Source organism: Rhodovulum sulfidophilum DSM 1374 (genome assembly GCF_001633165.1).
GTDB classification, from domain to species: Bacteria; Pseudomonadota; Alphaproteobacteria; order Rhodobacterales; family Rhodobacteraceae; genus Rhodovulum; species Rhodovulum sulfidophilum.
Genome location: NZ_CP015418.1, coordinates 1,667,221 through 1,688,626, shown reverse-complemented (window position 1 = coordinate 1,688,626; position 21,406 = coordinate 1,667,221). Strand labels below are relative to the sequence as shown.

The following is a 21,406-nucleotide window of genomic DNA, read 5'->3' as shown; positions in this document are numbered from 1 at the left end:
GCCTCTAAAATGCGACCGATTTCAGGCGGCCTCGGCGCAGCCCCTGGGAAGCGTCACCCGGAACGCGGCCCCGCCCTGCCCCGGCAGATAGACGATCGCGCCGCCGAGCCGCCCCATGATCTCGCGGCAGATCGCGAGCCCCAGCCCGGCGCCTCCGGCCTTGCGCGGGTCGGTCAGGCGCGAGAACTTCTCGAAGATGATCGACTGGCTGCGTTCGGGGATGCCGCTGCCATTATCGACGAAATCGACCGCCACGGCGCCCTCCTCCTCGGTCACCGAAATCGTCAGCTCGGGCTCGGCGGCATCGCAGTATTTCCGCGCATTGGTGACGAGATTGATGAAGACCTGGCTCAGCCGATCGCCATCGGTGACCAGCGCCACCCGCTCGGCGGCCGGATCGCGCCGGATCGTCATCGGCGCCCGCCCCGAGCCCCCGCCTGCCGCCGCGACCGACCGGTCGAGCAGATCGGACAGGCTCACCGGCTGCGGATGCAGCGAGACCTGGCCGTTTTCCAGCACAGACAGATCCAGCAGGTCGTCGAGCAGCCGGGTCAGCCGCATGCTTTCCTGATGGATGATGCGGGAATAATCGACCAGGCGCTCGGGCGGCAGATCGCCGTTTTCCATCAGGATCTCTGAAAAGGCCCGGATCGAGGTCATCGGCGTGCGCAGCTCATGGCTGATCTGGCTGAGAAAGGCGTCCTTCTGCACCGACAGCTCGGTCAGCTTCTCGTTGACCTCGCGCAGCTGGCGCGCGGTGCGGGACAGCTCTTCGGATTTCGCCTCGAGCTGGCTCGAATATTCCATCATCTGCGCGGTCTCGTCGGCGACCTTCATCAGATCCTCGACCGACACCGACGACCGGCCGACGATCTGCCCGACCATCGCATGGGCCGTGGCCGCGCCGACCGAGCCGGCCAGCCTGCGTTCCAGCCGCTGCAGGAATTCGGGGGTGGTGTCGGGCAGATAACCCTGCTTGCCCTGATCGACCGCGGCCCGCTGGAACAGCCTCTGGGCATCGTCGGCGCCAAGGATGCGCTGGGCCATCAGCAAAAGGTCCTCGGCCTCGGCGCGGCCCTGGCTCCAGCCCTGCCCGGAGGGAGAGTGATCGAAGACGTTGACGAATTGCGCCGCCTGCAGCCGCTCCATCGGGCCGGGAAAATCGAGCATCGAGACCAGCGTGAAGGCCAGCGCATTCACCCCCATCGAAAACACCACCGCATGGACCAGCGGGTCGAGCCCGTCGAGCCCGAACAGCCCCTGCGGACGCAGCCAGCCGATCCCCCAGGGGCCGTCCGCCAGAAGGCTCGCGCTCATCACCGCCCCCTCGCCGAAGCTCGGCAAAAACAGCGTGTAGGCCCAGAGCGCGAAGCCGAGCGTCAGCCCGGCCAGCGCCCCGGCCCGGGTCGCGCCGCGCCACAGGATGCCGCCGAGTAGCGCCGGCAGGAACTGGGCCACGCCCGCGAAGGAGATCAGCCCGATCTCGGCCAGCGCCTCGCTGCCGCCGGTCAGCCGGTAATAGAGATAGCCCAGAAGCAGGACGCCCCCGATCGAGAGCCGCCGCGACCGCAGCACCAGATTGCGCACATCGCCCGACATGGTGGCCCCCGCCCGCGTCCAGTGCAGGAAAAGCGGCATGACGATATGGTTCGAGACCATGGTCGAGAGCGCGATGGCCGCGACGATCACCATCGAGGTGGCCGAGGAGAACCCGCCCAGAAAGGCCAGCGTCGCCAGCCCGTCCTGGCCGCGGGCAAGCGGCAGGGTCAGCACGAAGAGATCGGGATTGGCGCCGGGCGGCATCTCGGCCAGACCGACCGCGGCGATCGGCACCACGAACAGGCTCATCAGGAAGACATAGGCCGGAAAGGCCCAGGCGGCGGTGGCCAGATGACGCTCGTCCTCGTTCTCGACCACCAGAACCTGGAACATCCGGGGCAGCGTCAGGATCGCCGCCCCGGCCAGGAAGGTCAGGCCGATCCAGCGGCCGGGCGCAAGCGGCATGCCCGCCAGCGGCGAGGCCTCGATCCGCGCCAGTGTCGCCTGGGCGCCGCCGCCGATCCCCCAGACCACGAACAGCCCGACCGCCAGCAGCGCGACCAGCTTGACCGCGGCCTCGACCGCGATGGCGGTGACCACGCCGTGATGACGCTCGTTGGCATCGAGGTTGCGGGTGCCGAAGATCACGGTGAAGACGGCAAGCCCGACCGCCACGCTGAAGGCCGCGGCCTTGAGATCGGTGGGCTGCCAGGGCCCGTTGGTGCCCGCCGCGGCGAAGACCGCGAAGGACAGGGTCACCGATTGCAGCTGCAGCGCGATATAGGGCGTCGTGCCCACCACCGCGATCAGAGTGACGATGACCCCCAGCAGGTTCGACTTGCCGTAGCGCGACGAGATCAGGTCGGCGATCGAGGTGATCCGCTGGGTCTTGCCGATCCGCACCAGCTTGCGCAGCGTCCACCACCAGCCGATCAGGACCAGTGTCGGCCCGAGATAGATGGTGACGAATTCAAGCCCCGAGCGCGCGGCGTAGCCGACAGCGCCGTAGAAGGTCCAGGCAGTGCAGTAGACCGACAGCGACAGCGTGTAGATCACGGGCGAGCGCAGCCAGCCATTGCTTCCGCGCGCCCCGCGGCGCTCGGCCAGAAAGGCGACGCCGAACAGAAGCGCGACATAGACGAGACAGATCGCGACGAGCATGTCGAAGGCGATCATGGCGCCTCGCGGGAGGGCTCGGCCGTCTCGCGCGGCGCGGCGCGGACCAGGCGGGACGAGACAAAGGCCGAGGCCAGGATCAGCCAGAACCAGGCGATGAACAGATAGATCAGCATGCCCGCCCCGAGCCCGTCCTCGGCATCGAGCGCGGGGACCAGAAACAGCGCCGCGCCCAGCACCGGCAAGAGCCGCGCCATGTCGGCAAGCCGACGCCGCCGGTAACCCTCGCGGGCCAGGAACAGCGGCGCGCGGGCCATCTCAGGCGCCCGTCAGTTCCCGCACCGAGGCCAGAACCTCGGTATTCGAGAACGGTTTGGCCATGAAGCGGCTCGCCCCCATGCGCTCGGCCAGGTCGCGGTCCTTGACCTGGCCCTTGGCGGTCAGCATCAGCACCGGCAGCCCGTCGAGACCGGATTCAGAGCGGATGTCGCGCAGGATGTCGAAGCCCGACCGGCCCGGCAGCATCACGTCGAGGATCACGATGTCGGGGCGGGTCTCGGCGACGCGGGCAAAGGCGGTGCTGCCCTCGGCATGGGTGTCGACGCGCCAGCCGTCGCGGGCCAGAATGAAGCGGATCGCCTCGATGATGTTCGGTTCGTCCTCGATCAGTAGGACACGCTTGTCCATCCCCGGTCCCTCTCCTCCCCGTGCGGGCGTTCGTGCCCCGCTTGTGTACCGACTATCATGCCAAAGCCCCGCCCTGTCAAAACCCCAGCTCAGAAGCCATCGGCCAGGATCGAGGGCTCGCGCCGGGCGACGCAGTCCCGGCGCGGGCAGATCCGGCAGGACGTGCCCACCGGCTGCGGCGCCAGGCGCGGCAGATCGACCGTGCCCTCGGGCAGGATCAGCATCGCCGCCTCCAGCACCTGCGGCCCGTCGAAGCCCGCCGCCAGGGCCGGCTGGCAGATCGCATAGGTCAGGAAGCGTCGCGGCGCCGAACCGCCCAGCTCGACCACTGCCCGGACCGGCGCCATCGGCCGCGACAGCGCCTGATAAAGCGGCCAGAGCGGACAGGCCGCGCCGAAGCGGGGCAACGAAAAGCCCTCGACGGGCTTGCGGAAGGTCAGCGTGCCCGACCCGTCGCAGGCCACCAGCCCGACCGGCCCGCCCGCCCGCTCTTCCGGCAGGGCCGCAAGCCTGCGGAATACGGCGCCCGGATCGACCCCGAAGGCCTGCGCCAGCGCCCCCGGGTCGAGCCCGGCGCCGCGCGCGGCCTCGGCGAAGCGCTGCAGCGGCATCAGTTCGGCATCGCGGCGATAGCGCCGGAGATGCGCCAGCGCCAGTTCGCGCGCGGGCGCCGAGGTCAGTTCGGGCGCCTCGGCCACGATCCGCGCCGGATCGGGCGGCAGGCTGCGCTCGAGCTCGGGCAGATGCCAGTCGCGGGCGCGCAGGAAGGCCTCGACCTCCTCCTGCGGCGAGGATTGCACGCCCGGATCCTCGGACCCCTCGTCGAGATAGGCCACCAGCGCCTGCGCGCCCTCGGCCAGGCGGCGGCTGTCATCGCTGAGGTTGCGATGAAACCGGCGCTGCCAGTCGGGGTCGATATCCTCGGTATCCGCGAGGATCGCCGCGGTCGAGCGGATCGAGGTCACCGCCGAGATCACCTCGTGCAGCGAGGCCGACAGGAACGGATCATGGGTCATCCGGTCGGTCAGCATCTCGACCGTGCGTTCCAGTTCGCGCATCCGGCGGTGGCGGTCGGCGATCAGCGCCGCCCAGCCCGGAAACCGGCCCGCGAATTCCTCGAGCCGGGGCAGTTCGGCCTCGGCCGCGTCATGATCGGCCGCCGCCTCGCGCAGGGTCTCGATCAGCGCCGCGGCCGCGCCTTCGGTCAGCGCCGAGGCCTCGACATCGAGGTTGCGGGCGATCTCGACCAGCAGCTTGCCGCCGATTCTGCGACGATTGTGCTCGATCAGGTTGAGATAGGACGGGGATATTCCGGCCATTCTGGCCAGATCGGCCTGCCGCAAGCCGATCATCGTCCGGCGTTCGCGAATCCTGGTCCCGGTCAAGGCGCTGCGCGTCATCCGAAAATCCTTATGTCTGCCAAGGGCTTTCTGCGGATGCACGACAATTTTTTTACGCCACCCTCTATAGACCTGTGTAATTGTTTACAAAAAAATCCAGCCTGAAAAAGCAGTTGTTGCCATGTTTTCGCAGCGGCCCCGATACTGGGGTTGCTTTGTAAAGAGCCGACCCCCGAGCAAGAGGAGGCAGGGGGCCGACACTCAAGCATCACGGGAGGATGCCCATGACCAGACCGACCCTGACACGCCGTGGCGTGATCAAGACCGGGGCCTATGCCGGAGCGGGCCTTGCGCTGCCCACGATCTTCACCTCGCGGGCCCGCGCCTTCACCAATGCGCCCACCGGCAGCACCGTCAAGTTCGGCTTCAACGTTCCGCAGACCGGCCCCTATGCCGATGAGGGGCTCGACGAGCTGCGCGCCCAGGAGCTTGCCATCGAGCACCTGAACGGGATGGGCGATGGCGGCATGCTGAACACCTTCAGCTCGAAGGCGCTCGACGGCACCGGCATCCTCGGCAAGCAGGTCGATTACGTGACCGGCGACACCCAGACCAAGTCGGATGCCGCCCGCGCCTCGGCCAAGGCGATGATCGAGAAGGACGGCGTCGTCATGATCAATGGCGGCTCGTCCTCGGGCGTCGCGGTCGCGGTGCAGGGCCTCTGCCAGGAGGCCGGCATCATCTTCATGGCGGGCCTGACCCATTCCAACGACACCACCGGCAAGGACCGCAAGAAGAACGGCTTTCGGCACTTCTTCAACGCCTACATGTCGGGCGCGGCGCTGGCCCCGGTGCTGGAGAAGGCCTATGGCACCGACCGCCGCGCCTATCACCTGACCGCCGATTACACCTGGGGCTACACCCAGCAGGAATCGATCCAGGCCTCGACCGAGGCGATCGGCTGGGAGACCGTCAACAACGTGCTGACGCCGGTCGGCGCGGGCGATTTCTCGTCCTATATCGCGCCGGTCCTGAACTCGGGCGCCGATGTGCTGGTCTTGAACCATTACGGCGGCGACATGATCAACTCGATCACCCAGGCGGTCCAGTTCGGCCTGCGCGACAAGCAGGTCAACGGCAAGAATTTCGAGATCGTCGTGCCGCTTTATTCGGAACTCATGGCCGAGGGCGCGGGCGACAACATCAAGGGCGTCTACGGCTCGATGAACTGGAACTGGCAGCTCTCGGACCCGGGCACCAAGGCCTTCGTCAAGTCCTTCGGCGAGAAATACGGCCGGCCGCCGTCGAACTCGGCCCATACCTGCTATGTGCAGACCCTGCTTTACGCGGATGCGGTGGCGCGCGCGGGCTCGTTCGACCCCTGCGCGGTGGCCGAGGCGCTGGAAGGCTTCGAATTCGACGGCATGGGCAACGGCCCCGTGCTGTACCGCGCCGAGGATCACCAGTGCTTCAAGGACGTGCTGGTCATGAAGGGCAAGGACAACCCCTCGACCAAATACGACATCCTCGAGATCGTCGAGGTCACCCCGGTCGACCACGTCACCTATCCGCCGGATCACCCGATGTTCGGCGGCGCCGAGGCGACCCTCGGGCAGTGCAATAACGGCGCCTGAGCGCCGGCCATCTCGGCAGACATACCGGTCCGGGCCGCAGAAGCGCGCGCCCCGGACCGCGCCCCGGACCCGGCGGGTCTGTCGCTCCCCCAACGCACGGATGGGACCATGGACGCCATTATCCTTCAAATACTGAACGGGCTCGACAAGGGCTCGGCCTATGCCCTGATCGCGCTCGGGCTCACGCTGATCTTCGGCACGCTGGGGGTCGTGAACTTCGCCCATGGCGCGCTGTTCATGATCGGCGCCTTCTGCGCGGTCACCATGCAGCGCCTGCTGAGCCTGTCCTATGAGGAGATCGACCCGACCCGCACCGACTTTCTCGGCAATCCGCTGAAGGTCGAGGTGCCCTATGTCGAACACTGGTTCGGCCCCGAGATCGGCGGCGCGATCATCGACTGGTCGGTGCCCTTCGCGATCCTGCTGGCGATCCCGGTGATGGTCGGGCTCGGCTTCGCGATGGAACGCGGGCTGATCAAGCATTTCTACAAGCGCCCCCATGCCGACCAGATCCTCGTCACCTTCGGCCTCGCGATCGTGCTGCAGGAGATCATCAAGTATTTCTTCGGCGCCAATCCTATCCAGACCGGCGCGCCGCCGGCCTTCTCGGGCAGCTTCGATTTCGGCACGCTCTTGGGCTTCGACCCCAACGTGATCATCTATCCCTACTGGCGGATGGTCTATTTCCTGTTCTCGCTGGCGATCGTCGGCGGCGTCTTCGCCTTTTTGCAATTCACCACCTTCGGGATGGTGGTCCGCGCGGGCATGGCCGACCGCGAGACGGTCGGGCTTCTGGGCATCGACATCGATCGCCGCTTCACCCTGATGTTCGGGCTGGCGGCCGCCGTGGCGGGGCTGGCGGGGGTGATGTACACCCCGATCCTGGCGCCGAACTACCATATGGGCATGGATTTCCTCGTGCTCAGCTTCGTCGTCGTCGTCGTCGGCGGCATGGGCTCGCTGCCCGGCGCGGTGCTGGCGGGCTTCATGCTCGGCATCCTGCAAAGCTTCGCCTCGATGAACGAGGTGAAAAGCCTGATCCCCGGCATCGACCAGGTGATCATCTACCTCGTCGCAATCGTGATCCTGCTGACCCGCCCGCGCGGGCTGATGGGCCGCAAGGGCGTGATGGAGGACTGACCCAATGTTCGGACTGAGTGCCAGAGATACCCGTTTCCTGCTGATCGTGATCGCGCTGACCCTGGTCACGCCGATCCTCTTGCAACCCTTCCCCGAAGGCTCGAGCCTTGCGCAATTCAACGCGGGCTATCCGGACCTGATGCAGAAATTCGCCATCTTCGGGATCTTCGCCATCGGCTTCAACATCCTGTTCGGGCTGACCGGCTATCTTTCCTTCGGCCATGCCGCCTTCCTGGGCGTGGGCTCCTACACGGTGGTCTGGATGTACAAGCTTCTGGGCTACAACGTGCTGCCGGGGCTCTTGCTGTCGGTGGTGATCTCGGCCGCCTTCGCGCTTCTGATCGGGTTCATCTCGCTGCGCCGCTCCGGGATCTATTTCTCGATCCTGACGCTGGCCTTCGCGCAGATGAGCTACAACCTCGCCTATTCGGTGCTGACGCCGATCACCAATGGCGAGACCGGGTTGCAGGTCTATGCCAGCGACCCGCAGATCCTTGCCGGAAGCGGCGCCCCCACCAGCCCGCATCTGTTCGGCCTGGTGATGCGCGAATCGGCGCAGCTGGACCTCGGCGGCTGGGTCTTCACCTTCAATATCGGCTATTATTTCTGCGCCCTGATGGCGATCCTGGCCTTCTATATCAGCCTCAGGATCTTCCGCTCGCCCTTCGGGATGATGCTGCGCGCGATCAAGACCAACCAGACCCGGATGAACTATACCGGGCTGAACTCGCGCCCCTATACGCTGGCGGCCTTCGTGATCTCGGGCATGTATGCCGGGCTTGCGGGCGGACTGCTGGCGGCGATGGACCCGCTGGCGGGGGCCGAGCGGATGCAGTGGACCGCCTCCGGCGAGGTCGTCCTGATGACCATTCTCGGCGGCGCCGGCACGCTGATGGGGCCGGTGCTGGGGGCGGGCTTCATCAAGTATTTCGAGAACATCTTCTCGAAGATCAACGATGGCGTCCTGCATTCCTGGTTCGCTTTCCTGCCCGACGGGCTGGAGAATTTCGTGGTCGCCTGTTTCCACCCCTTCGTGGGCAAGGGCTGGCACCTGACCCTGGGCATCCTGTTCATGCTGGTCGTGATCTTCCTGCCCGGCGGGCTGGTCGAGGGGATGCAGCGCCTGCGGAGCCTGTTCCGGCGTCGGGGCAAGACCGGCGGGCCGCGGCGGAAGGATCCCGAGCACCGCCCCCACACCCCCCCGCATGTGGCCGAATGAGGAGGACGCGCGATGGGCATTCTTGAAGTCAAGGGCGTGAACAAGCGCTTCGGCGGGTTGCAGGCACTGGGTGACGTCAATCTCTCGGTTCCCGAAAACACCGTGCATGCGATCATCGGACCGAACGGGGCGGGCAAGTCGACGCTTCTGAACTGCCTCGTCGGCAAGCTGATCCCCGATACCGGGTCGGTGATGTTCGACGGCCAGTCGGTGCTGGGACGCAAGCCCCACGAAATCAACCAGATGGGCATCTCGCGGGTGTTCCAGACCCCCGAGATCTTCGGCGATCTGACGGTGCTGGAAAACGTCCTGATCCCCTGTTTCGCCAAGCGCGACGGGGCGTTCCGGATGCATGCCTTCGAAACGGTGGCGCGTGAGGGGGAAATCGTGGCCCGGGCCGAACAGATGCTCGAGGACGTGCATATGCTCGACAAGGCGGGCATGCAGGCCGCAAGCCTGTCGCGCGGCGACAAGCGGCGGCTGGAAATGGCGATGTGCCTGGTGCAGGAACCGCGGCTCCTGCTGCTCGACGAACCGACCGCGGGCATGGCGCGGGCCGATACCAACAACACCATCGACCTGCTGAAAGAGATCAAGGCCACCCGCAACATCACCCTGGCGATCATCGAGCATGACATGCATGTCGTGTTCAGTCTCGCCGACCGGATCACGGTTCTGGCCCAGGGCACGCCGCTGGTCGAGGATGTGCCCGAGAAGATCAAGGGCCATCCGAAAGTGCAGGAAGCCTATCTGGGCCAGGCCCATTGAGGGGGATCAGATGAACGTCAAACCCGATTTCAACAAGAATGCGAACCAGGCCGCGACGGCGCCGGCCTTCCTGTCGATCTATGACCTGCATGCCTATTACGGCGAAAGCTACATCGTGCAGGGCGTCAGCTTCAACGTCCACGAGGGCGAGATCCTCGCCCTTCTGGGCCGGAACGGGGCGGGCAAGACCTCGACCTTGCGCGCCATCGCCCGGCTGGCGAGCCCCGAGCTCACCTATGGCGAGATCTGGCTCGACCACGCGGCGCTGCATGGCATGGCCGCGCATCAGGCCAGCGCGGCGGGCATGGCGCTGGTGCCCGAGGACCGCCGGATCATCCCCGGCCTCACGGTCGAGGAAAACCTGCAACTTGCCCAGATCGTGCCGCCGGTGGGCTGGACGCTCGACCGGCTATACGATCTCTTCCCCCGGCTCGGCGAGCGCCGCAAACAGGAGGGCGTGACGCTTTCGGGCGGCGAACAGCAGATGCTGGCCATTGCCCGGGCGCTGGCCCGCGACATCAAGGTGCTGCTGCTGGACGAACCTTATGAGGGTCTTGCGCCGGTCATTGTTGACGAGATCGAGAAAACACTCGTTCATATCAAGGAACAGGGCATCACGACCGTCATAGTTGAACAGAACGCGATCCGGGCCTTGGAACTTTCGGACCGCGCCGTCATACTCGATACGGGCCAGATCGTTTTCGACGGATCGGCCGCCGAGGTCCTGAGCAACGCCGAATTGAGGGCGGAATACCTCGCTATCTAGACCGTGCGCCCCGGAAAGAAGGGCGGCGGCCCCGCTATAAGATAAAGTCAGTCAGAGGGAGTTCTGGAGATGACTGAGCATATTTACCCGCCGGACCCGGATTTCGTGTCGGGCGCGCATATTGATCCGGCGAAATACGATGCGATGTATCGCGAATCCGTCGAGGATCCAGAAGGGTTCTGGGGCACGCATGGGAAGCGGCTCGACTGGATCACGCCCTATACCGAGGTCAAGCGCAGCACCTTCAAGATGGGCGCGGTCGAAATCCACTGGTTCCGGGACGGCACGCTGAACGTCGCCTCGAACTGCATCGACCGGCATCTGAGGTCACGGGGCGACCAGGATGCGATCATCTTCGTGCCCGACGACCCCGGCGACCCGATCCGGCACATCAGCTATCGCGAGTTGCACGAGAAGGTGAACCGGATGGCCAATGTCCTGCTGAGCCAGGGCGTGATGCGGGGCGACCGCGTGGTCATCTACATGCCGATGATCCCCGAGGCCGCCTATGCCATGCTGGCCTGCGCCCGGATCGGGGCGATCCATTCGGTGGTCTTCGCTGGCTTCTCGGCCGACGGGCTGGCCAACCGGATCAACGATTGCGGCGCCAAGGTCGTCATCACCGCCGACAGCGCCCCGCGCGGCGGGCGCAAGACCGCGCTGAAATCGAATGCCGATGCAGCACTCCTGCACTGCTCGGACAAGGTGCGCTGCATGGTGGTCAAGCATACCGGCGATCAGACCTCCTGGATCCAGGGCCGCGATGTCGATGTGTTGCAACTGATGGAGCATGCCAGCCCCGACTGCCCGCCGCGCGAGCTGGCCTCGGAGCATCCGCTCTTCATCCTCTATACCTCGGGTTCGACCGGCAAGCCCAAGGGCGTGGTGCATTCCTCGGGCGGCTATCTCGCCTATGCCGCGATGACCCATGAATACACCTTCGACTATCACGAGGGCGACGTGTTCTGGTGCACCGCCGATGTCGGCTGGGTCACCGGCCACAGCTACATCGTCTACGGTCCGCTCGCGAATGGCGCCACGACCGTGATGTTCGAGGGCGTGCCGACCTACCCGGATGCGGGCCGGATGTGGCAGATCTGCCAGGATCTCAAGGTCAACCAGTTCTACACCGCCCCCACCGTGATCCGGGCGCTGATGGGCCAGGGCACCGACTGGGTCGAGAAATACGACCTGTCCTCGCTCAAGGTGCTGGGCTCGGTCGGCGAGCCGATCAATCCCGAGGCCTGGGAATGGTACAACACCCATATCGGCAAGGGCCGCTGCCCGATCGTCGACACCTGGTGGCAGACCGAGACCGGCGGCCATCTGCTGACCCCGCTGCCGGGCGCCACCGCGACCAAGCCCGGCTCGGCCACCAGGCCCTTCTTCGGGGTGCAGCCGGTGGTGCTGGAACCGGAATCGGGCAAGGAGATCGACAGCACCGAGGCCGAGGGCGTCCTCTGCCTCAAGGACAGCTGGCCCGGGCAGATGCGCACGATCTGGGGCGATCACGACCGCTTCCAGGAGACCTATTTCAGCCATTACAAGGGCTATTACTTCTCGGGCGACGGCTGCCGCCGCGATGCCGACGGCTATTACTGGGTCACGGGGCGCGTCGATGACGTGATCAACGTCTCGGGCCACCGGATGGGCACGGCCGAAGTGGAATCGGCGCTGGTCGCGCATCAGGCGGTCGCCGAGGCCGCGGTGGTGGGCTACCCGCATGAGCTGAAGGGTCAGGGCATCTATGCCTATGTGACGCTGATGAACGGGGTCGAGGCGACCGACGCGCTCCGCAAGGAGCTGGAGAAATGGGTCCGCACCGAGATCGGCCCGATCGCCAAGCCCGATATCATCCAATGGGCGCCGGGCCTTCCCAAGACCCGCTCGGGCAAGATCATGCGCCGCATCCTGCGCAAGATCGCCGAGAACGACTTCGACTCGCTCGGCGACATCTCGACCCTCGCCGACCCCTCCGTCGTCGAGGAGCTCATCGACAACAGGAGAAACAAGGACTGATCGGGCCATCCGCCCGAAGGCAAGGGCCGGTGGATCGCCACCGGCCCTTGTCCTGTCAAGCAGCCGCGGCGTTGTCGGCCTGGGCGCTCAGCAGCCCGGCGCCGTGACCGTGGCCATCTCGCTGATATTGCTGACCCCGGGCTCGCATTCCTCCGGCTCTCCGGCACAGCCAGCCAGAACCGCCAACAGCCCGATCCCGAGCATCAGCCCCGGCAGTTTCTTGCATTTCCGCATGTTTCTCTCCCTTTCAGTGGCGAAGATCCCGTTCCGCCGGAACTGAACTGCGCCGTTCAGTAAATCACATTCCCGCGCCCGATCAAGACGGATGGGCCGCCCTCGCATGCGCCACGCGAGAGGCCGGGAAACTCCCGGCCTTTGGTGGTCCCGTTCAGCGCCGCATACGAAATCGTATGGGGCTAGGTTCAGGACTCGTTCTCTCTCAAAGCCAGAAGATTACGGTCGCAGCGAGTGCGATTGCTGAGAAGAAGGTTTGTGGGCAGCGGTCATACCGGGTCGCAACCCTCCTCCAGTCCTTGAGCCTGCCGAACATGATCTCGATGCGATTGCGCCGCTTGTATCGGCGCTTGTCGTATTTGACCGGCGTTTTCCGTTTCTTCCGGCCCGGGATGCAAGGACGTATCTTCTTGTCCTGCAAGGCTTCTCTGAACCAATCGGCATCATATCCACGATCTCCGAGCAGCCACTTCACGTTGGGCAACCCGCTGACCAGGGCACGCGCCCCGATGTAATCGCTGACGGGTCCGGCAGTCAGGAACAGGTCGATGGGCCGGCCTTGGCTGTCGCAGATGGCGTGCAGCTTCGTATTCATGCCGCCTTTGGTTCGGCCAATCAGACGCCCACGCCCCCTTTTTTGACGCCCAGGCTGGACGCCGTACGGTGGGCCTTCAGATGAGTTGCGTCGATCATCACGGTCGTATCCTCGCCGTGCTCGGCGGCCAGCCCCGCCATGATGCGGGCGAAGACGCCCTTATCGCTCCATCGTTTCCAACGGTTGTAGAGCGTCTTGTGCGGGCCGTATTCCCTTGGCGCATCTCGCCACCGCAAGCCATTGCGATTGATGAAGATAATCCCGCTCAGGACACGCCGGTCATCAACCCTGGGCTTGCCGTGCGACTTGGGGAAGTAAGGCTCCAGACGCGCCATCTGCGCATCGCTCAGCCAGAAAAGATCAGACATGTTCACCGCTCGTTTTCGAACGGTGAATCACGCTCGCCCAACCAAATCAATGGGTCCTGACCCTAGGCAGATCGCAGATCTTGCCGGTTCGCGCCCAAAGCGCCAACAGCTGTTCGTTCAGGTGATCGCGCACGATCTCGTCAAGCGCCCCGAAAGGCTCGTCCATCAGCTGTATAACGACATCGAAGGCCAGCGCGGGGCGATGCTGGCCCGCTGCTGCATGCCGCCCGAGAGCTGCCAAATATACTTGTTGCCCAAGCCACCAGATCGACCAGTTCAGCATCCGCGCCGCCTGCTCGACCTTCGGATAGCCCATGATCTCCAGAGCCAGCCTGATGTTCCGGACAATGGTCTGCCAAGGGTAGAGCCCCGCCGCCTGGAACACATAGCCGTAGCTGCGTTCCTTGCGGGCATTGTCGGGGCTCATCCCGTTGACGCTCGGTCGGCCGCTGGTTGGGTGTTCCAGCGCGGCGACGCAGGAAGGTGGTCTTGCCGCAGCCCGAAGGGCCGATGAGGCTCACGAATTCGGCGCACCCGACATCGGACGACGCGTAGCTCAGCGCCTGCAGGAGCCGTCGCCGGTCTGGAACAGCAGTTCCACGCTCTCTGCCTGGATGTCCGGTGTCTTCACATCCCTTGCCAGCAGGAGACACGAAGTCCATCGCCATTCCAACCCGAGCGCGAAGATCCCCCGCGCCCGCTCTTTTGCAAAGGGGGCCGTGGCGTCAGACACCGCTGGCCGGAATGCCCGCCCGCTCGATGGCCCGCGGCGCGGTCAGCGCCTTCCAGGACGACAGCGCCTTGTTGACGGCGCCATTCGGCGAGCGCTTGACGAATTCGCCCCAGCCTTCCTGAGGCGTCACCTCGCCATCGGCCAGGGCGACGCGGCCACGGCTCAGCGTGTAGCGCGGCAGGCCCCTGACCTTCTTGCCCTCGAAGACGTTGTAATCGATGGCCGATTGCTGACCCGTGGCGCTAATCGTTTTTGTTTTCTCCGGATCCCAGACCACCAGATCGGCATCCGAGCCGACCAGCACCGCGCCCTTCCGGGGATAGAGGTTCAGGATCTTGGCGATATTGGTCGAGGTCACCGCCACGAATTCGTTCGGCGTGATCCGCCCGGTACCCACCCCATGGGTCCAGAGCATCGGCAGCCGGTCCTCGAGCCCGCCGGTCCCGTTCGGGATCTTGGTGAAATCGCCGATGCCATAGCATTTCTGATCGGTCGAGAACGCGCAATGGTCGGTCGCGACGCAGGAGAGCGAGCCCGAGGCCAGTCCCGCCCAGAGACTGTCCTGATGCTGGCGGTTGCGAAAGGGCGGCGACATCACGCGGCGCGCCGCATGGTCCCAGTCGGCATTGAAATATTCGCTTTCATCGAGCGTCAGATGCTGGATCAGCGGCTCGCCCCAGACCCGCTTGCCCTGCATCCGCGCGCGCCGGATCGCCTCGTGGCTCTCCTCGCAGGAGACATGCACCACGTAAAGCGGCACCCCTGCCATGTCGGCGATCATGATCGCGCGGTTGGTGGCCTCGCCCTCGACCTGGGGCGGGCGGGAATAGGCATGGGCCTCGGGGCCGGTATTGCCCTCGGCCAGAAGCTTCGCCGACAGCTCGGCCACCACATCGCCATTCTCGGCATGGACCAGCGGAATGGCCCCCAGCTCGGCGCAGCGCCGGAACGAGGCGAACATCTCGTCATCATTCACCATCAGCGAGCCCTTGTAGGCCATGAAATGCTTGAAGGTGGTGATGCCGCGTTCCTTCACGACGGTTTCCATCTCGTCGAAGACCTGCCTGTCCCACCAGGTGATCGCCATGTGGAAGGAATAGTCGCAATGCGCGCGGGTCGACTTGTTGTCCCACATCTTCAGCGCATCCAGCAGCCCCTGACCCGGCGAGGGCAGCGCGAAATCGACCACCATGGTGGTGCCGCCCGCCAGCGCCGCCCGGGTGCCGGATTCGAAATCGTCCGAGGAGTAGGTGCCCATGAAGGGCATCTCCAGATGGGTATGCGGGTCGATCCCGCCCGGCATCACATAGCAGCCGGTGGCGTCCAGAACCTCGTCGCCCGAAAGACCGGGGCCGATGGCGGCGATCTTCCCGCCCTCGATCAACACATCCGCCTCATAGCTCAGATCGGCGGTCACAATGGTGCCGTTCTTGATGACTGTGGTCATGTCTTTCTCCCTGACGGGCTCTCCGGCCCTTTCTTCTTGGCATAAATACCCCCCGAGGGGGGCATTCCAGGGTCGGGGGGGGCTGGCCCCCCGGCCTTGCCGCAACCGCCGAGCTCAGTCGACGATCCCGGCCGTCTCCAGCACCGCGTGGCAGAGCACATCGGCCCCCGCCGCGGCCCAGTCCTTCGAGATTTCCTCGGCCTCGTTATGGGACAGCCCACCGACACAGGGGCACATGACCATGGTGGTGGGCGCGACCTTGGCGGCCCAGCAGGCGTCGTGGCCCGCTCCGGACACGATATCCATATGCGAATAGCCGAGTTTCCCGGCCGCGTTCCGGACCGCGCCCACCAGATCGGGCGTGAAGGTCACGGGGTCGAAATGGCCCACCGGTTCGACGGAACAGCCGACGCCCAGATCGGCGCAGATCGCCGCCGCGCGGGTCTCGATCTCGGCCCGCATCCGGTCGAGCTTGGCCTGATCGGGGGTGCGGATATCGACGGTGAAGACGACGGTGCCGGGCAACACGTTGCGGGAATTGGGCGAGAACTGCATCTGCCCCACGCCGCCCACGGCATTGGGCTGGGCCGCCATAGCGACCTCCTGCACCATCTCGAAGATGCGCGCCGCCGCCAGCCCCGCATTCACCCGCATCGCCATCGGCGTCGAGCCGGTATGCGCCTCGCGCCCGGTCAGGGTGAATTCCAGCCACCACAGCCCCTGGCAATGGGTGACGACCCCGATCTCCTTGCCCTCGGCCTCGAGGATCGGACCCTGCTCGATATGCAGCTCGTAATAGGCATGCATCTTGCGGGCGCCGACCTCTTCCTCGCCCTTCCAGCCGATCCGGGCAAGCTCGTCGCCATAGCTGAGCCCCTCCAGATCCTGGCGCGAATAGGCATAATCCAGGCTGTGCACGCCCGCGAAGACGCCCGAGGCCAGCATGGCGGGGGCAAAGCGCGCGCCCTCTTCATTGGCCCAGTTGGTCACGACGATGGGGTGCCTGGTGCGGATGCCCAGATCGTTCATCGTGCGCACCGCCTCCAGCGCGCCCAGAACCCCCAGCACCCCGTCATATTTGCCGCCGGTGGGCTGGGTGTCGAGATGGCTGCCGACATAGACCGGCAGCGCGTCGGGATCCTCGCCCGGACGGGTCGCGAACATCGTCCCCATCTGGTCGACGCCCATCGACAGCCCGGCCTCGTCGCACCAACGGCTGAACAGGGCGCGCCCCTCGGCATCGGCATCGGTCAGGGTCTGGCGGTTGTTGCCGCCCGCGACGCCCGGTCCGATCTTCGCCATTTCCATCAGGCTGTCCCAGAGCCGGTCGCCATTGATCCGCAGATTCTCTCCCGGGCTTGTCATCATCTTACCTCACCTGTCGTTATTTATTGTTCGTCAGGGCCTTGTCGGCGCCCCGGCCCCGGCGCGCGCATCCGCAAGCTCGGGGAGAATGTTCCTGAACTTTCCCGCAGTTCCGTCCGGGCGTCCCGCGCAGGCGGGGCGGATCCTCATCTTGCCGGACAGCCGCCCGGCGCGCAGGCCTCCTCCGGGGAAGGCATAATCCCGGAAATTCCGAAGAACCGGGCCGAAGGCCGTCCGGGCCTCACCAGCGCCCCCCGGATCGGCCACCGGCCGAACCGGCCCAGCGCAAGGCCGAAAGCCCCGGCAACGGTCGCGAACACCATATTGGCGCCGCCTGCGGGAGGCGGTCTTGCCGAGACCGGGCCCCCGGCCGAACAGGTCATCCCCGGCCCGTCGCATGGCCAGAGCGGATGAGGCCGGATCCGCGCCCGCCGGTCCGATCCGGCGGGCGCGCTGCAAACAGAGCTTAGTCCAGCGCCCTGAGAACATCGGTGAGCTTGCCGAAAAGTTCGTCGATCTGCGCCTTGTTGATCATCAGCGGCGGCGACATGGCGATGATGTCGCCGGTGGTCCGGATCATCAGGTCCTTCTCGAAGGCATTCAGGAAGGCGGTGAAAGCGCGCTTGGTCGGCTCGCCCGCGATCGGCTCCAGCTCGACCGCGCCGATCAGGCCCATGTTGCGGATGTCGATCACATGCGGCAGCCCTTTCAGCGAATGCAGCGCCTCTTCCCAATAGGGGGCGAGTGCCGCGGCATTCTCGAACAGCCCCTCCTCGCGATAGGTCTCGAGCGTCGCGAGCCCGGCGGCCGAGGCAATCGGGTTGCCGGAATAGGTATAGCCGTGGAAGAACTCGATCATGTGCTCGGGGCCCTGCATGAAGGCGTCATGCACCCCGGCCGTGGTCAGCACCGCGCCCATCGGGATCACCCCGTTGGTCAGGCCCTTGGCGGTGGTCATCAGATCGGGAAGCACCCCGAAATGCTCGGCCGCGAAGGACGAGCCCAGCCGCCCGAAGCCGGTGATGACCTCGTCGAAGATCAGGAGGATGCCGTGTTTCCTCGTGATCTCGCGCAGCCGCTCCAGATAACCCTTCGGCGGCAAAAGCACCCCGGTCGAGCCCGACATCGGCTCGACGATCACCGCCGCGATGGTGTCGGCGCCATGAAGCGCGACCAGCCGTTCCAGATCATCGGCCAGATTGGCGCCATGCTCGGGCTGGCCGCGGGTGAAGGCGTTCTGATCGGGCAGATGGGTATGGGGCAGATGATCGACCCCGGTCAGGAGCGACCCGAACATCTTGCGGTTGGGACCGATGCCGCCGACCGAGATGCCGCCGAAATTCACCCCGTGATAGCCGCGCTCGCGCCCGATCAGACGGGTGCGCGCGCCCTCGCCCCGCGCCCGGTGATAGGCGATGGCGATCTTCAGCGCGGTCTCGACGGATTCCGAGCCGGAATTGGTGAAGAAGACATGCTCCATCCCCTCGGGTGCCATGTCGCGCAGCGCGCTGGCCAGCTCGAAGGCCTTGGGATGGCCCATCTGAAAGGCGGGCGCATAATCGAGCTCGGCCACCTGCTTCTGCACCGCCTCGGTGATCTTCGGCCGGCAATGGCCCGCATTGCAGCACCACAGCCCCGCCGTGCCGTCCAGCACCTGGCGACCGTCCGCGGTGCGGTAATACATGCCCTCCGCCCCCACGAGCATCCTGGGCGCCGCCTTGAACTGCCGGTTCGCGGTGAACGGCATCCAGAAGGCCGACAGGTCATTGGGACTGGAATTACGATCGAGCGCCATGGGTGTCCCCCCGAATTTCTCCCTCCGCCAGCGCAAAGGCGAAGGGTCCAAAACATTTGACCAAGCGGTCAGGAGCACGCTAGCAGAGGCCGAAGGCCAGTCAATATAACGGCCCCGGTCCCGGCCCGAGTCGATTTCAGGGTGTCCGACCGAGTGGCGGTTTCCACCATCGAATGATGGAATTTTGCGCAATCGAAGGAAAGTGAAATTCACCGACGCGCCCATTTCCGGAGCACCGCATGAAACCTTCACACCCCCGCACCCGCATTCAGCGCCGAAATCGCGAGACCATCCTCGAGGCCGCGCTGGACGTTTTCTCGCAACAGGGCTTCCGCGGCGCGACGCTCGACCAGATCGCCCGGAAAGCCGGGCTGTCGAAGCCGAACCTGCTTTACTACTTCCCCTCCAAGGAGGCGATGCACGAAACGCTGATGGCGGGATTGCTCGACACCTGGCTCGCGCCGCTGCGCGCGCTCGACCCGGAGGGCGAGCCGCTGGACGAGATCCTGGGATACGTCCACCGCAAGCTTTTGATGAGCCGTGATTTCCCTCGCGAAAGCCGGTTGTTCGCCAATGAGATCCTGCAAGGCGCCGAGCGCATCCGGCCGACCCTCGAAGGCGAGCTGAAAAGCCTTGTCGACGAGACCGCCGCGGTGATCGCGGGCTGGGCCCGCGCGGGCCGTATCGCGCCGGTCGACCCCTATCATCTGATCTTCTCGATCTGGGCGCTGACCCAGCATTATGCCGATTTCGACGTTCAGGTGCGGACCGTTCTGGGCGAGGACAATGAGGATCCGTTCGAGGGCGCCGACCGCCATCTGGCGATGCTGTTCCGCCGCCTGCTCGCCCCCTGATCTCCGGCCTCCGCTCAGAGTTCATTAACCTCGACACCAGAAAATCGGAGGTTGACCCTTCTCAACCCCGCCCTTTGGGTGCATATTTCTCATTGGTGGTGGGGGCCTGAGCTGGAGCTTGGGTGAAATGCAAATTATCGCTCCCGTTTCGGTGGGTGGCGTGCACGATGTGGCGCCAACTACCGTCGCCCCTGCGGCGCCGACGGCGCCCGTTGCCGCTGCCCAATCCGGTGGCGGTGCAACCCAGACCCGTGCCGAGACCGGACAACGCGGCCAGTCGCAAACGCGTCAGGAATTCCCCGCGCCCGATCCCGACCGCCCCGCCGGACCGCCTCCGGCCTTCGACACGACGCCGCTTCAACTCGAAGCGGAACGGCGCGTGAACGAGGCCTCGGTCTTCTGGCGGGTCGAAATGACTGCGGGCTCTGCCGAGCCGGCCCCGCGCCAGCTCGACATCGAAATCTGACCTACTCCAACCCCTGTTCCGCGGCGCTTTTCCGTCCGGGATTGTTGGGGTGGGTCGTCCAGTTCCCGTAATTGGCGGGCACCTCCTTTCCCGTGCGAGGATCGACCTCGCCCGGGGAAAGCCTGCGCATGTCGATACATCCCTCGACCGGACAAACATCCACGCAAAGATTGCACGCCACGCAGTCTTCGTCCCTGACCAGAAACGACCGGTCCGCCGTCATCTCGATGGCCTGATGGCTGGTATCCTCGCAGGCGGCATAACAGCGGCCGCATTTGATGCAGGTTTCGGGGTCGATCCGCGCCTTGGCGATGTAGTTGAGGTTCAGATACTGCCAGTCGGTCACATTGGGCACCGCCTTGCCGACGAAATCCTCCGGGCGCGCATGGCCCTTGCGGTCCATCCAGTCCGACAGCCCCGAGATCATCTCCTGCACGATCCGAAAGCCATAGGTCATCGCCGCCGTGCAGACCTGCACATTGCCCGCCCCCAGCGCCATGAACTCGGCCGCATCCTTCCAGGTCGTCACGCCGCCGATGCCCGAAATCGGCAGGCCCCGGGTCGCCGGATCGCGGGCGATCTCGGCCACCATGTTCAGCGCGATGGGCTTCACGGCCGGGCCGCAATAGCCGCCATGGGTGCCCTTGCCGTCGATGGTCGGCTCGGGCGCCATCAGGTCCAGATCGACCGAGGTGATCGAGTTGATGGTGTTGATCAGGCTGACCGCATCGGCCCCGCCCTTGTGGGCGGCGCGGCTGGCCAGACGGATATCGGTGATGTTGGGCGTCAGCTTCACGATCACCGGCATCCGGGTGTTCTGCTTGCACCAGCGGGTGACCATTTCGACATAATCGGGCACCTGCCCCACCGCGGCCCCCATGCCGCGTTCGCTCATCCCGTGCGGACAGCCGAAATTCAGCTCGACCCCGTCGGCGCCGGTCTCCTCGACCCGGGCAAGAATGCGCTTCCAGGCCTCCTCCTCGCAGGGCACCATCAGCGAGACGACCAGAGCCCGGTCGGGATAGTCGCGCTTGACCGTCGTGATCTCGCGCAGATTCACCTCGAGCGGCCGGTCGGTGATCAGCTCGATATTGTTCAGCCCCAGAAGCCGCCGGTCGGCGCCGTAGATCGCGCCATAGCGGGGACCGTTGACATTGACGACCGGCGCGCCGTCCTCGCCCAGCGTCTTCCAGACCACGCCGCCCCAGCCCGCCTGAAAGGCACGGCGGACATTGTATTCCTTGTCGGTCGGCGGCGCCGAGGCCAGCCAGAACGGGTTCGGGCTTTTGATGCCCACGAAATCGCAGGAAAGATCGGCCAT

At 65.5% G+C, this 21,406-nt stretch carries 18 protein-coding genes and 1 pseudogene; 8 read left to right on the top strand and 11 right to left on the bottom strand.

From position 1 onward, the window contains the following. Positions 1-21: 21 nt before the first annotated feature. The 4 genes from A6W98_RS07990 to A6W98_RS07975 form a co-directional block, all read right to left on the bottom strand. On the bottom strand, positions 22-2,715 hold the full coding sequence (locus A6W98_RS07990; protein ID WP_155734755.1) for an ATP-binding protein: 2,694 nt from the start codon (positions 2,713-2,715) through the stop codon (positions 22-24). Then, positions 2,712-2,972: a hypothetical protein gene (locus A6W98_RS07985; RefSeq protein ID WP_042460032.1), complete on the bottom strand. Its 261-nt coding sequence runs from the start codon at positions 2,970-2,972 to the stop codon at positions 2,712-2,714. Before A6W98_RS07985 ends, A6W98_RS07990 begins: the two co-directional genes overlap by 4 nt. A 1-nt stretch (position 2,973) precedes the next feature. After that, positions 2,974-3,342 (bottom strand): response regulator transcription factor, encoded by a 369-nt coding sequence (locus tag A6W98_RS07980; protein WP_042460028.1) that lies wholly within the window; start codon positions 3,340-3,342, stop codon positions 2,974-2,976. Between the two features lie 89 nt (positions 3,343-3,431). Next, complete coding sequence (locus A6W98_RS07975) at positions 3,432-4,742, bottom strand: helix-turn-helix transcriptional regulator (RefSeq protein WP_042460025.1); 1,311 nt, start codon at positions 4,740-4,742, stop codon at positions 3,432-3,434. 224 nt (positions 4,743-4,966) lie between these two features. On the opposite strand from A6W98_RS07975, the gene A6W98_RS07970 reads away from it, so the two are divergent. From A6W98_RS07970 to acs, 6 genes are all read left to right on the top strand, one after another. After that, a complete protein-coding gene (locus tag A6W98_RS07970) occupies positions 4,967-6,316 on the top strand; it encodes a substrate-binding protein (protein ID WP_042460021.1) in 1,350 nt (449 codons plus the stop codon). 108 nt (positions 6,317-6,424) lie between these two features. Beyond that, positions 6,425-7,456: a branched-chain amino acid ABC transporter permease gene (locus A6W98_RS07965; RefSeq protein WP_042460018.1), complete on the top strand. Its 1,032-nt coding sequence runs from the start codon at positions 6,425-6,427 to the stop codon at positions 7,454-7,456. 4 nt (positions 7,457-7,460) lie between these two features. After that, on the top strand, positions 7,461-8,675 hold the full coding sequence (locus A6W98_RS07960; protein WP_042460015.1) for a branched-chain amino acid ABC transporter permease: 1,215 nt from the start codon (positions 7,461-7,463) through the stop codon (positions 8,673-8,675). 12 nt (positions 8,676-8,687) lie between these two features. Continuing rightward, positions 8,688-9,443: an ABC transporter ATP-binding protein gene (locus A6W98_RS07955; RefSeq protein WP_042460013.1), complete on the top strand. Its 756-nt coding sequence runs from the start codon at positions 8,688-8,690 to the stop codon at positions 9,441-9,443. A 10-nt stretch (positions 9,444-9,453) separates the two neighbouring features. Beyond that, positions 9,454-10,209: an ABC transporter ATP-binding protein gene (locus A6W98_RS07950; protein WP_042460009.1), complete on the top strand. Its 756-nt coding sequence runs from the start codon at positions 9,454-9,456 to the stop codon at positions 10,207-10,209. Between the two features lie 69 nt (positions 10,210-10,278). Then, positions 10,279-12,228, top strand: coding sequence for an acetate--CoA ligase (gene acs, locus A6W98_RS07945; RefSeq protein ID WP_042460007.1), 1,950 nt, complete (start codon positions 10,279-10,281; stop codon positions 12,226-12,228). Positions 12,229-12,315: 87 nt separating this feature from the next. On the opposite strand, the gene A6W98_RS21020 is transcribed toward acs, so the two are convergent. The 6 genes and pseudogenes from A6W98_RS21020 to aptA form a co-directional block, all read right to left on the bottom strand. After that, on the bottom strand, positions 12,316-12,462 hold the full coding sequence (locus tag A6W98_RS21020; RefSeq protein ID WP_155734754.1) for a hypothetical protein: 147 nt from the start codon (positions 12,460-12,462) through the stop codon (positions 12,316-12,318). Between the two features lie 205 nt (positions 12,463-12,667). After that, positions 12,668-13,425, bottom strand: a protein-coding gene (locus A6W98_RS20305) for an IS5 family transposase (RefSeq protein WP_155734753.1) whose coding sequence is annotated in 2 segments (ribosomal slippage) — positions 12,668-13,089 and positions 13,089-13,425 — 759 coding nt in all. Because the reading frame shifts where the segments join, the coding sequence is not laid out codon by codon here. Between the two features lie 79 nt (positions 13,426-13,504). Beyond that, a pseudogene (locus tag A6W98_RS20300) lies at positions 13,505-14,071 on the bottom strand (ABC transporter ATP-binding protein); the annotation flags it as partial. Positions 14,072-14,150: 79 nt separating this feature from the next. Further along, positions 14,151-15,605, bottom strand: coding sequence for a dihydropyrimidinase (gene hydA, locus A6W98_RS07925; RefSeq protein ID WP_042460000.1), 1,455 nt, complete (start codon positions 15,603-15,605; stop codon positions 14,151-14,153). 114 nt (positions 15,606-15,719) lie between these two features. Beyond that, positions 15,720-16,970, bottom strand: coding sequence for a Zn-dependent hydrolase (locus A6W98_RS07920; RefSeq protein ID WP_042464766.1), 1,251 nt, complete (start codon positions 16,968-16,970; stop codon positions 15,720-15,722). 466 nt (positions 16,971-17,436) lie between these two features. Beyond that, the gene (gene aptA, locus A6W98_RS07915) at positions 17,437-18,765 is read right to left on the bottom strand and encodes an omega-aminotransferase AptA (protein WP_042459996.1); all 1,329 of its coding nucleotides are present in this window, start codon (positions 18,763-18,765) and stop codon (positions 17,437-17,439) included. A 239-nt stretch (positions 18,766-19,004) separates the two neighbouring features. Here aptA and A6W98_RS07910 point away from each other — a divergent pair, with 239 nt between their 5' ends. Next, positions 19,005-19,619 carry a TetR family transcriptional regulator C-terminal domain-containing protein gene (locus A6W98_RS07910; RefSeq protein ID WP_042459991.1) on the top strand — a complete coding sequence of 205 codons (615 nt, stop codon included), beginning with the start codon at positions 19,005-19,007 and terminating at the stop codon, positions 19,617-19,619. Positions 19,620-19,746: 127 nt separating this feature from the next. Further along, the gene (locus A6W98_RS21015) at positions 19,747-20,085 is read left to right on the top strand and encodes a hypothetical protein (RefSeq protein ID WP_143540216.1); all 339 of its coding nucleotides are present in this window, start codon (positions 19,747-19,749) and stop codon (positions 20,083-20,085) included. A gap of 1 nt (position 20,086) precedes the next feature. Here the strand turns inward: A6W98_RS21015 and preA are convergent, their stop codons facing one another. Then, entirely contained in the window at positions 20,087-21,406 is a 1,320-nt protein-coding gene (preA, locus tag A6W98_RS07905; RefSeq protein ID WP_042459987.1) for an NAD-dependent dihydropyrimidine dehydrogenase subunit PreA, read from the bottom strand.

Bases quoted from the DNA above. Each gene is read 5' to 3' on its own strand.
- A6W98_RS07910 (WP_042459991.1), top strand. From the start codon at position 19,005: ATGAAACCTTCACACCCCCGCACCCGCATTCAGCGCCGAAATCGCGAG.
- acs (WP_042460007.1), top strand. From the start codon at position 10,279: ATGACTGAGCATATTTACCCGCCGGACCCGGATTTCGTGTCGGGCGCG.
- A6W98_RS07960 (WP_042460015.1), top strand. From the start codon at position 7,461: ATGTTCGGACTGAGTGCCAGAGATACCCGTTTCCTGCTGATCGTGATC.
- aptA (WP_042459996.1), bottom strand. From the start codon at position 18,765: ATGGCGCTCGATCGTAATTCCAGTCCCAATGACCTGTCGGCCTTCTGG.
- A6W98_RS21020 (WP_155734754.1), bottom strand. From the start codon at position 12,462: ATGCGGAAATGCAAGAAACTGCCGGGGCTGATGCTCGGGATCGGGCTG.
- A6W98_RS07980 (WP_042460028.1), bottom strand. From the start codon at position 3,342: ATGGACAAGCGTGTCCTACTGATCGAGGACGAACCGAACATCATCGAG.
- A6W98_RS07920 (WP_042464766.1), bottom strand. From the start codon at position 16,970: ATGACAAGCCCGGGAGAGAATCTGCGGATCAATGGCGACCGGCTCTGG.
- preA (WP_042459987.1), bottom strand. From the start codon at position 21,406: ATGGCCGATCTTTCCTGCGATTTCGTGGGCATCAAAAGCCCGAACCCG.
- A6W98_RS07965 (WP_042460018.1), top strand. From the start codon at position 6,425: ATGGACGCCATTATCCTTCAAATACTGAACGGGCTCGACAAGGGCTCG.
- A6W98_RS07990 (WP_155734755.1), bottom strand. From the start codon at position 2,715: ATGATCGCCTTCGACATGCTCGTCGCGATCTGTCTCGTCTATGTCGCG.
- hydA (WP_042460000.1), bottom strand. From the start codon at position 15,605: ATGACCACAGTCATCAAGAACGGCACCATTGTGACCGCCGATCTGAGC.
- A6W98_RS07975 (WP_042460025.1), bottom strand. From the start codon at position 4,742: ATGACGCGCAGCGCCTTGACCGGGACCAGGATTCGCGAACGCCGGACG.
- A6W98_RS07950 (WP_042460009.1), top strand. From the start codon at position 9,454: ATGAACGTCAAACCCGATTTCAACAAGAATGCGAACCAGGCCGCGACG.
- A6W98_RS07955 (WP_042460013.1), top strand. From the start codon at position 8,688: ATGGGCATTCTTGAAGTCAAGGGCGTGAACAAGCGCTTCGGCGGGTTG.
- A6W98_RS07985 (WP_042460032.1), bottom strand. From the start codon at position 2,972: ATGGCCCGCGCGCCGCTGTTCCTGGCCCGCGAGGGTTACCGGCGGCGT.
- A6W98_RS21015 (WP_143540216.1), top strand. From the start codon at position 19,747: ATGCAAATTATCGCTCCCGTTTCGGTGGGTGGCGTGCACGATGTGGCG.
- A6W98_RS07970 (WP_042460021.1), top strand. From the start codon at position 4,967: ATGACCAGACCGACCCTGACACGCCGTGGCGTGATCAAGACCGGGGCC.